Below are 9,899 nucleotides of genomic sequence, written 5' to 3' on the forward strand. Positions count from 1 at the left end.
AATTCCTCGCTCGCCCAGTCTGCCGTGTCGTCTCCGATCGCCAATCCGCAGCCGCTACATCAATTGAATGCGCGAAAGTTAACACCGTCCGAACCAGTTTACAAGCGGACTTGTGGGTAAAGCTCAGCCTTCGGGGAGGGGGGGATGGCGTTTTCGAAGGGGGGGTTCATATTGCGTGGACGCCCCCCCTTATCGGTGATTCGATCTCACCTGCGATTTATGGGCAAGCGAGTCGTCATTGAAGGTGTCGAAACCGCAGAACTGTTTGGGTGGGTCAAGACAATCGATCAGATCGATTGTGAGGGGTTACTTTATTTCCGCCTCGATCGCCAACGAGCAGATAGACACGCTCGTTGCGCGGCACGGGCTGCTGCATCGGTCGGACAAGCCGGCGCCCCCGGACGGCGCGCCGCAAAGCGGCGTCGCGACAGCCGGCTCAGTCTGGATAAACCTCACACCCCGCCGCCGCCCACGGTCCGCTGACTCTTCCACTGCCCCTGCTGCACCTCGAACAGCGTATAAGGCGGCTTGATCAGATCCCCATGCGGATCGAACGCGATTTTCCCCGTCACGCCCGTTACGTTCACTTTCGGGAAAGCCGCGACGATCTTCGCGCGATCGAGCGAGTCCGCGCTCTGAATTGCCTGAATCATCGCGAGCGCGGCGTCGTAGGCGAACGGCGCATACAGCTCGACATCCTGATTGAAGCGCGCCTTGTAGCGCTTGCCGAACTCCTGCGCGGACGGCAGCTTGTCGAGCGCAGGACCGGGCTCGAGATCGCGCGTCCCCTCGCCCGCGTTGCCCGCAATCTGCAGGAACGCGTTGCTCTTCAGGGCCCCCGCGCCAAACAGTTGCGCGGGCATGCCGAGCGAGCGCATCTGCTTGACCAGCATCGCGCCCTGCTCGTCGAGTCCGCCGAAAAAGATCAGGTCGACGTTTTTCTGCTTCAACGAAGTCAGGATCGCGCGCAGATCGACCGCCTTGTCGTTCGTGAATTCGCGATCGACGACATTGCCGTTCGCCTGCTTTGCGCCCTTCTCGAACGCATCGGCGAGGCCCTGGCCGAACGCGGTGCGATCGTCGATGATGCCGATGCGCTTCGCCTTCAACTGCTGCACCGCGAACTCGCCCGCAATCACACCGCCGACGCCGTCGTGCCCCATCGTGCGGAACACGTTCGCGAAACCCTGCGCGGTGAGCGCCGGATTCGTCGAGCCCGGCGTGATCATCGCGACGTTCGCCGTGTGATAGACGGCCGAGGCCGGAATGCTGCAGCCCGAGTTGTAATGGCCAATCACGCCGACCACACCGTCGTCGACGAGCTTCTGCGCGACCTGGATCGCGATGCGCGGATCGGCCTGATCGTCCTGCACGTCGAGCACATATTTGACGGGTTTGCCGCCGATCATCGGATGCTTCGCGTTCGCTTCATCCACCGCGAGCTGCGCGCCGTTCTGCAGATCCTTGCCGACCCGCGCGACCGGTCCGGTCAGCGGTCCGACGAAACCGATCTTGACGATTTGCGGCTCGGCGCCGTACGACGGCGCATGCGAGCACAACATCCCAAGGGCGAGTGCGACAACCAGGTTTCTGCGTTTCATGATGTCCGTCCTCTTCCGTGCAGCAGTTGCGGTGGTTAAAAACGACGCGGGCTGTAAGGCGCGAGATCGACCGGCGGCACGCGCCCCGCCACCAGATCGGCGACGACGCTGCCCGTCACGCCGCCCAGCGTGACGCCCAGATGCTGATGACCGAATGCGTAGACGACGCGCGGCGACGCGCTCGACGCTCCGACGACCGGCAGGCCGTCGGGCAGGCTCGGCCGGAAACCGAGCCAGTCGCTATCCGGTTGAGGCAATTGCGGCAGCGCGAGCCGCGCGGAGCGCGTGATCAGATCGAGCAACGCGGCATTGCGCTGCGGTCCATAGCCGCCCAGTTCGACGGTGCCCGCGGCGCGGATGCCGCCGTCCATCGGCACCATGTAGAAGCCGCGCTCGGCCCAGCCGCACGGCCGTGAAATCAGCGACGACGTGCCGGGGAAGCGCACGTGATAGCCGCGCTCGGTATCGAGAGGTACGCGGTCGCCGCATTGGCGCGCGAAGCGGCCGGAAAATGCGCCGGCACAGACGACTGCCTGCGCGGCGTCATAGGAGCAACCCGCTTCGTCGACGATGCGCACGCTGTTGGCGCCGGGCACAAGCGTGCGAACCGCGACGCGCTCATGCCTGAGACCGCGAGCGAGCAGCGCCGCGTGCAACGCCTGCAGAAATCCGCGCGGGTCGCCGAGGAACCAGCTGCCGTTGAACAACGTGCCGTGCGCAAAGATCGGCGCGAGATTCGGTTCGAGTGCGGCGATGCCGGCGCGGTCGAAGTTTTCGAAATGCACGCCGAGCGAGCGGCGCAACGCGAGCGACGGCTGGGCCGCGTCGAACGACGCCCCATTCGAGTACAGGTATAGGCATTCGCGCGGCCGCACGAAGCGCGACAGGTTATCGCTTTCGAGCATCTCGCGGTAACCGTCGAACGCGCGCGACAGCAGGCTTGCGAGCGCTCGAGCGCTGTGCTCGTAGCGCCGCGGCATCGACGCGCATAGAAAACGCACAAGCCAAGGCGCGAGTTGCGGCAGATAGCGCCAGCGAATCCGCAGCGGACTGGTCGGCGAAAACAGGAAGCGCGGCAGATTGCGGAACACCGCCGGGTTGTTCACCGGAATGCAGCCATAGTTGGCGAACGTGCCCGCATTGCCGTATGACGTGGCCTCGCCCGGACCGAGCGCGTCGAGCAGCGTGACGTGGTGACCGTCGCGCATCAGCCAGTAGGCGCTCGACAGGCCGATGAAGCCCGCGCCCAGCACGGCGACTTCGCTCATCGCGTGCGCCGCCCGGCCGCACTGGCCGCCCGACCCGAATTTCCGCCCGATGCATCGACCGGCAGGAGCGTGCTCTGCTGCTCTGTCACGACCGTCCCTCCTGTACCACAGTTGCGCGTCGTCTTTCGACACGACGCCACACAAATCATGCTTTAATACTCACACAAAGTTTTTTTGTGTGCAATTAATTTGGCTTTGTGTGGACTTAGGTACTTTCCCCGAGCGAACCGGGCTGGCATCGTGCAGTGCGATGTACTTCCAGTTGCCGATCCGACGACGAACGGGTTTAGTATTGGCAGGGTCCTGCACGCTCGAACGGGTTTTTGCATGGAGATTCACGCTTGATGAAAAGCGCAATTGACCACACAAACGGTGAGGACGTGCTCCAGACAAAGGGCCGTCAACCGACTTATCTCGAAGTGTCGCGCAGCCTCGAGGAACAAGTCCGCAGCGGCCTCTACCCGCCGGGCAGCCGTCTGCCGCCGCAGCGCGAGCTCGCGTTGGAGCTGGGCCTGAATGTCTCCACCGTGTCGCGCGCGTACAAGGAGTTGCAGGCGCGGGGGCTGATCGTCGCGAGCAAGCGGCGCGGCTCGATCGTCACCGGCGGCGCCATGCCTGCCGTGCATGCCCGCAGCGACAGCACATCGGCAAGCGGCCACGCCGACGCGAACGCCGTGCTGGACCTGACCGTGAACCGGCCCGCCACCGGTGAATTCCTCACACAACTCGCGCGGACGATGGCGCACATCGCGCACGATCCGCGCTATCCGCAGACCCAGGAATATCAGCCGCCGCAGGGCCCCGAATGGGCGCGGGCCGCGGGCGCGCAATGGCTCGCCGCGCCCGGCTTCACGCCCAGCGCCGACAGCGTGGTCGTGACGAGCGGCGCGCAGCATGGCCTGTATGCGGTGCTGAGCAGCCTGATGGGGCATGAAGGCGTGATCCTGTCGGATCAACTGACCTACTATGGCCTGAAAGCCCTCGCGCCAGTGTTTCAGTTCGAACTGGTCGGCATTCCGAGCGACGACGAAGGGCTGCTGCCCGACCGTCTCGAAGACGCGTGCCGGCATCGGCGCGTAAAGGCGATCTTCACGGTGCCGAATCTGCAGAACCCGACCGTGGTGACGATGAGCCTCGCGCGTCGCGCGGCGCTCGCCGAGATCGCGCGCCGGCATCACATCGTGATCATCGAAGACGACGTGTACGGTCCGCTGCTGCAAGCGCGCTTGCCGACGATTGCGAGCCTGTGCCCGGAGCTGACCTTCCACATCACGTCGACCTCGAAGATCCTCGCACCGGGCCTGCGCATCGGCTATCTGCACACGCCGCCGCATGGCGCGGCGCTGGCCGCGGAGGCGGTGCGCACGACCGCGTGGATGCCCGCGCCGCTGTCGACGCTGATCGCCACGCGCTGGATCGAGGACGGCACTGCGCAGACGATCCTCGACGCGCAACGCGCCGAGTTGCGCGCGCGCCAGGAGATCGCGCGCGAACTACTGCCCGCCGAGCATCTGAAGAGCGATCCCGCATGCATGTTCGTGTGGTTGCGCGTGCCGCCGCCGTGGCGCTCGGACGATTTCGCGGCCAACGCGCTCGCGCGCGGCGTCAACACGATGCCGGCCTCCGCGTTCGCGGTGGATCGCTCGACGGTCGAACACGGCGTGCGCATCAATCTCGCTTGCGCCGAGTCGCGCGAGCAGCTGACGCGCGGCCTGCAAATTCTCGCGCACACGCTGCGCGACCGGCCGCGCGCGCTGTTCGGCACGATCTAGACAGCGGTGGAAGCGTCGGGCGCAGCCGCTAGAATACGGCACGACCCTGCCCCTGCGAGCCGCCATCATCCGATGACTCCGTCCGACGATTCAAGCCCCTCCTCGCGCACGCCCGCCGCCGATGCGCTGTTCGCTTTCCTGAAGACGCTGCCGCTCGGCGACCGCTTGATCGAGGGTGGCTTCATGGCCCTGCAGGCGGTGGCGGGCGCGAGTCTCGCGTTCGGTATCGGCCGCGCGCTGCACACCGAGCAGGCGTTCTGGGCCGCGATCACCGCGATCGCGGTGAGCCAGCACAGCTATATCGACACTCGCAAGCTGTCGCGCGACCAGTTCATCGGCGCGATGGTCGGCGGCATTTGCGGGCTGATCGGCACGCTCGCGGGCGGCGGCCATTTTGCCGCGTACGCGGCGACCGTCGCGGCCGCGATCCTGATCTGCTGGGTCGTCAACGTCGGCAGCGCGGCGCGCCTTGGCGGCATCACGGCGACGATCATGCTGCTGGCGCCAGGCATCGGCCCCGCGTGGGACAAGGCTTTTCTGCGGCTTGCCGAAGTGACGCTCGGGACGGTCTGCGCGCTCGTGGTCGCGCGGCTGATGGCGTCGCTCGAAAGACGTGCGTTCAGCAAGGGCGAAACGCCCAAATAGAATCACGCGCGCGCGTCGATTCTTTAGTCAGTCATCCGGAGCATCGTCCATTTGCGTGCGACGCCGGTAACGTCCGGGCGTCACACCGACGCTTTGCGCAAACGCCTTGCCGAACGCCGCCTCCGACTGATAGCCGACCGCCTCGCCGATGTCCGCCGCGCTGCGTTGCGTGCGCAACAGCAGGTCGCTGGCGATCGCCATGCGGATCTGCGTCAGAAAATCCATCACGGTCATGCCCGCGCGCTCGTTGAAACGGCGCGCGTAGGTCGCGCGCGACATCGCAGCGCGCTCGCCGAGTTCGGAGATCGTCCACGCGCGTTCGGGTGCGTCGAGCATCGCTTGCACCGATGCGCCGAGTCGTGCGTCCGTCAGCAACGCGAGCATGCCGGCGCTGTTCGCATTGCGCTCGCCGTGCACGCGCAGTGCCATTGCGAACAGCGCGTGGCTCAAGGCCGTCACGATGGTGAGCGCGCCAGGCTGACGCCGCGCCGCTTCACCGCGCATCAAAGTGATCAGCGTTTGCAACGCATCGAGCGTCTGCGCGTCCCCGAGCGACACGTGCAGCGGATCGGGCAGCGCATCGAGCAGCAACGCCGACGAACCGAGCGCATAGACGAAGCGGCCGCACAGCAGATCGACGCCTTCATGAGTCGCGGTGTGGTTGGGCGTCTGCGCGGATGTGGCGGCTTCCTCACCGTCGTTGCGCCGCACCGGCAGCATGCCGTCGTGCCCGAGCGTCAGCGGCAGGCCGCCCGCCGAGCGCTTCAAGTCGCGCACGCGATGCGCGTCGCCACGCGGAAACAGCATGAAATCGCCGGCCTTCAATTCGAGCTGCTCGCCGGCGGCGGTCTCGATCACGCAACTGCCGTCGAGCACCAGATGAAACGGCGCGACGCCCCTCTCCAGCGGCGCGTGATCGATATCGAATGCGCCTGATAGCAGGCAGCGAAGATCGAGACTCGCTTGCGGCCGGGCAAGGTCGATCAGGCGACTGAGCGTGTCCATGAGACGAGCGCGCTAAAAGTTGAGTCGAATGAGTATTCAGGATATCGCGGCGCGGCGCAATACTGTTTCCACGACGCCGGCGACCGCTGGCGCGCAACGGACCAAGGAGCACTGCCATGTTGAACTGGATCGATTACCGCAAGGAACTGTTCGGCCGTATCGGCGAAATGTCGAAGCTCGCGCCGGACAGCGTGAAGGCGTATCAGGCGATGTCGAATGCCGGTCAGAAGACCGATCTGCTCGGCGCGAAAACGCGCGAGCTGATTGCGCTCGCGGTCGCGGTGAGCCTGCGCTGTGACGGCTGTATCACGGTCCATACGGCCGAGGCGCTGAAGCACGGCGCGACCCGCGAGGAAATCGCCGAAGCGCTCGGCGTCGCGATGGCGGTCAACGCGGGCGCGACGCTGGTGTACTCGGCGCGCACGCTGGACGCGGTCGCCGCGCATGCGCAGGGGTAAGCGAGTCGATGATGAGCCGGGGCGCTCGCCAAGTCGGCGTGCGTCGTAACGCGCCGCATCGACCGATCATGTTCGGCGATGCGGCGCGCGGCCTTTGTTGAAGCGATTGATGAAGCGAGTATCAGCCTGCCGAGCGACCTTTCCTCAAAACTGGATCGTCGTGCGCAAGCCGAGAACCGCTTCGTTCCTGATGCGCTGGGACGAATCGTCCGGGTCCGGAATCCCGCCGCCCGGCCGCCAGAAGTACTGGAAGTCCGCTTGCAGCATCCACCACGGCGCGACCTGGTATTGATAAGTGGCTTCGAGCACCGTCTCCGCGCTGCGTGACGGATAGCCCGGCGTGTACAGCGCCTGCGCGCTCGCCAGATTCTGCGCGTGAGAACCGATCTTTGCATAGCCGAGCGCAAGCCCGACCACATCGTTGTCGCGCCCCTTGAACGGCGCCTTGAGCGTGACGCCCGCGTTGACGCCGAGATCGACCAGATTGCGATCGCCCGGCGCACCCATGATGCGGGCGAACACGCCGACCGACTGCGGACTGTCGGGGCCCGCGCGCCACACCATCTGGTCGGCAACCGCGTAGAAGCTGTAGTTGCCGCGATGATTCGTCGGCATGCCGTTGCTCGCCGGATTCGCCAGCGACAGGCCGCCGGTGTCGAAACCCTGATCCGCGAAGTGGTTGCTGTTGTACCAGAAGCCGAGCTTGTAGGTGCCTGGCAGGCCAGCCGGCCTCGGATCGGAAGGATTCGCCGACGGCTGGTTGATCGCGTACTGCAGTTCGCCGATCACCAGCGCGCCGTTGCCGAGATTGAAGTTCGTGCCGCTCGCGTTGAGCTTTTGCGGATCGCCGACGCCTGGCGCCGGGTTGCCGTCGAATACGCCGCCCAGCACGGTGACGCCGTTCGCGAACGATGCGCGCGCCCTCACGCCGAGCGACGACAGCGGATAGGCCGGTCCGCCCGCGGGCAGATCGACGGCGGGCAGCACCGGCCAGCCAAACGTTGCGTTCATGAAGGTGGCCGCGTACTGGCTGACCATGAACTCCTGATCGAGACTCTGCTGGCCGATCTTCACATCGACGTTGCCGAGCGACTGCTGATACCACAGTTCCCACAGACGGGTCGCGGCGTCGGCTTCGATGCCGCTCGCAGTTTGCAGTGTTTGCAGATTTCTGGCGGTCAGGCTCGTGCCGTGAATCTGCAGACCGGAGACGTTGAAGGTGCCGCCCGGCAATCCGAAGGCCTTTTCCGTATCGACGACGAGTCCGAACCCGGTCAAGCCTTGGTAGGCACCGCCGCGATTCGTGCCGCCCGACAGGTTGCCCATGTATTCGCTGGTCTCCTGCAGATTGAACGTCACACCGTAGTTGCCGAGCCAGGGACGCAGGCCGCCCATTTCGCCGAACAGGTTCGAGCGCTCCCACAATCCGGTCGGCGCTGCGACGGTCTGATCGGCGGGCGCCGCCTTGTCCGTGGCGCCGGGAACCGGTGCGGCCGGTGCAGTCGATGGCGCCGCTTGCGCCGGGGTGGCGTCGCCGGGTGTCTGCGCGAACGCGCAAGGGCCGAGGCCGAGGGAAAGGACCGCAGTCACGGCGATCGAACCGCCGGAGCCCAGTAGTCTGCGCTTGTCGATATTTTTCATCGGTTGTTGGGGATTGGATTTACAGGCGGATCGCTCCGTCGTTATTCGCACATGCACATGGACGTGTGCGAAAGGTCCGGCAAACAACGAGCGCAAATGCGAAAGCGCAATCGCCTCTGCAAGCGGGCTCGCAGACGACGGTCAAAAAAGAGCAGGCGTGCTACAGAAAACCGACGGCAAGGCCGGTTGGAATTGAAGCGCGCTAACCCGACTTCAGCGAGTCAGCGGCGAAGGAGTGAACCTGCGGCGACTATCTCGCGGTGGTGCTGCCGGTGCTGGCCGGCATCGGACTTCCACTTTCTGGACACGGGTCCATGAACGACTCCTTCGATACGTTGGGGCGGATTGTATTGACATGCTCCGCAAAAGCGCAAGTAAAAATCGCACAAAGACGACCGCGGGTTCTGTCGAAGAATGTTGGCTCTGCTTACAGAATCTGGTTGACTCCTGGTTTTTACCGCGTCTAGAATTCGCCCGTCTTCTCAAATGAGGCTGATGCCTTGGACACCTGCAGTAGTCAATCTTCGAACAGTTTCACTGCCTGACCGACAGAACGTCCGCGCCCCTTCCCCCGCGCCGCCGTTCTGCCAGCAGGCAGAACGGTGCGCGCCGCAGCAAAGCTCCTTCGTGCACTTCGATTACTAGCGCCATGTGGACGCGGCCTTCGCTCGTCCACGCTGGCACGCCCTCGCAAGCCTTCGGGTTTGCGGCCGGCGCTCGCCCATACCCGCGCCTGCTCGCGGGTTCGGACGAATCCGGTAGAGCCACGCTGCGCGTCCGCGCGCAGTTCAACCCGACGAGGAGCCGACATGCCCGACAGTGACAGTTGTTGTTTATGCCCCTTCCCTTCAGCCTTACAGAAGGAAAGCAGCTAGCACCCTGACGCCGCGCCAAGCGTGCGACGTTGGACCGTCTGCCCGCTTTCCGCTTGCCGCGTCAACACACGACGCGCGGAGAAACGTCATGAATTTCGCTCTGCTTTTGCCGCATCTGCCTTATCGCAACGAGTCGCGCGCTCACTACGAGTCGCTTCTATCGCTCGATCCGGTCCGCTCGAATCGGCTCCCCACGCTGTGGCGCCGCATCGGCTCGCTTTTCTCCTGAGTTCTGCCAAGCTCCTGTCACGAATCGACGCCATCATCGAAAGATTGTGGTGTTGCCTCGTCGTGTCCGTTGCTTGCTGAATAAGCCCTTTCATCAACTTGCAATTCGTTATGTTCCAACTCAACGATCCGTCGCGAATCGATGCGCAGGCCACCGCCCTGTACGGCGGCACGACTTCGCTGCTCACCAATACTCACGGCCCCGGAGGGGATTGATGGAGTTCGGTTTCAATCTGAACCGCACCGCCAACGCATCCGCGCGGCGGCTGCTTCCAAACGGCTGGGACTTCGTCGCGTTCCCGCTGATCATCTGCCTGATCGCGATGGCGTCGATCGGCTTTCACGAGACGCTCGCGCCGATGTCGACGCTAAAGACCCAGGCGATCTCGCTCGATCCGGCCAACCT

8 protein-coding genes and 1 pseudogene are annotated in these 9,899 nt (G+C 64.8%); 5 read left to right on the top strand and 4 right to left on the bottom strand.

Features of this window, described 5'->3' with window-relative positions; all coding sequences use genetic code 11:
• Positions 1-452: 452 nt before the first annotated feature.
• Entirely contained in the window at positions 453-1,601 is a 1,149-nt protein-coding gene (locus tag AB4Y34_RS39645) for a branched-chain amino acid ABC transporter substrate-binding protein (protein WP_176383075.1), read from the bottom strand.
• Between the two features lie 35 nt (positions 1,602-1,636).
• Entirely contained in the window at positions 1,637-2,869 is a 1,233-nt protein-coding gene (locus AB4Y34_RS39650; protein WP_368719112.1) for an NAD(P)/FAD-dependent oxidoreductase, read from the bottom strand.
• Between the two features lie 344 nt (positions 2,870-3,213).
• Between AB4Y34_RS39650 and AB4Y34_RS39655 the strand changes: the two genes are divergently transcribed.
• Together AB4Y34_RS39655 and AB4Y34_RS39660 are read left to right on the top strand one after the other, a co-directional pair.
• Positions 3,214-4,641: a PLP-dependent aminotransferase family protein gene (locus AB4Y34_RS39655; protein WP_368719113.1), complete on the top strand. Its 1,428-nt coding sequence runs from the start codon at positions 3,214-3,216 to the stop codon at positions 4,639-4,641.
• Positions 4,642-4,713: 72 nt separating this feature from the next.
• Positions 4,714-5,286: an aromatic acid exporter family protein gene (locus tag AB4Y34_RS39660; RefSeq protein WP_176123728.1), complete on the top strand. Its 573-nt coding sequence runs from the start codon at positions 4,714-4,716 to the stop codon at positions 5,284-5,286.
• A gap of 27 nt (positions 5,287-5,313) precedes the next feature.
• Here the strand turns inward: AB4Y34_RS39660 and AB4Y34_RS39665 are convergent, their stop codons facing one another.
• Complete coding sequence (locus AB4Y34_RS39665; RefSeq protein WP_368719114.1) at positions 5,314-6,291, bottom strand: cupin domain-containing protein; 978 nt, start codon at positions 6,289-6,291, stop codon at positions 5,314-5,316.
• A gap of 116 nt (positions 6,292-6,407) precedes the next feature.
• Between AB4Y34_RS39665 and AB4Y34_RS39670 the strand changes: the two genes are divergently transcribed.
• The gene (locus tag AB4Y34_RS39670; RefSeq protein WP_176123726.1) at positions 6,408-6,749 is read left to right on the top strand and encodes a carboxymuconolactone decarboxylase family protein; all 342 of its coding nucleotides are present in this window, start codon (positions 6,408-6,410) and stop codon (positions 6,747-6,749) included.
• Positions 6,750-6,893: 144 nt separating this feature from the next.
• On the opposite strand, the gene AB4Y34_RS39675 is transcribed toward AB4Y34_RS39670, so the two are convergent.
• Positions 6,894-8,390 carry a carbohydrate porin gene (locus tag AB4Y34_RS39675; RefSeq protein WP_176383083.1) on the bottom strand — a complete coding sequence of 499 codons (1,497 nt, stop codon included), beginning with the start codon at positions 8,388-8,390 and terminating at the stop codon, positions 6,894-6,896.
• A 963-nt stretch (positions 8,391-9,353) separates the two neighbouring features.
• Between AB4Y34_RS39675 and AB4Y34_RS39680 the strand changes: the two genes are divergently transcribed.
• Positions 9,354-9,494: a hypothetical protein gene (locus tag AB4Y34_RS39680; protein ID WP_176383085.1), complete on the top strand. Its 141-nt coding sequence runs from the start codon at positions 9,354-9,356 to the stop codon at positions 9,492-9,494.
• A gap of 214 nt (positions 9,495-9,708) precedes the next feature.
• A pseudogene (locus tag AB4Y34_RS39685) lies at positions 9,709-9,899 on the top strand (sulfonate ABC transporter permease); the annotation flags it as partial.

The organism is Paraburkholderia sp. BR10954, from assembly GCF_040965775.1.
Lineage (GTDB): Bacteria > Pseudomonadota > Gammaproteobacteria > Burkholderiales > Burkholderiaceae > Paraburkholderia > Paraburkholderia youngii.

What these genes read in the sequence shown, in the direction of transcription:
- AB4Y34_RS39655 (WP_368719113.1), top strand. Translation starts at nt 3,214, where the DNA reads ATGAAAAGCGCAATTGACCACACAAACGGTGAGGACGTGCTCCAGACA.
- AB4Y34_RS39680 (WP_176383085.1), top strand. Translation starts at nt 9,354, where the DNA reads ATGAATTTCGCTCTGCTTTTGCCGCATCTGCCTTATCGCAACGAGTCG.
- AB4Y34_RS39670 (WP_176123726.1), top strand. Translation starts at nt 6,408, where the DNA reads ATGTTGAACTGGATCGATTACCGCAAGGAACTGTTCGGCCGTATCGGC.
- AB4Y34_RS39645 (WP_176383075.1), bottom strand. Translation starts at nt 1,601, where the DNA reads ATGAAACGCAGAAACCTGGTTGTCGCACTCGCCCTTGGGATGTTGTGC.
- AB4Y34_RS39650 (WP_368719112.1), bottom strand. Translation starts at nt 2,869, where the DNA reads ATGAGCGAAGTCGCCGTGCTGGGCGCGGGCTTCATCGGCCTGTCGAGC.
- AB4Y34_RS39665 (WP_368719114.1), bottom strand. Translation starts at nt 6,291, where the DNA reads ATGGACACGCTCAGTCGCCTGATCGACCTTGCCCGGCCGCAAGCGAGT.
- AB4Y34_RS39660 (WP_176123728.1), top strand. Translation starts at nt 4,714, where the DNA reads ATGACTCCGTCCGACGATTCAAGCCCCTCCTCGCGCACGCCCGCCGCC.
- AB4Y34_RS39675 (WP_176383083.1), bottom strand. Translation starts at nt 8,390, where the DNA reads ATGAAAAATATCGACAAGCGCAGACTACTGGGCTCCGGCGGTTCGATC.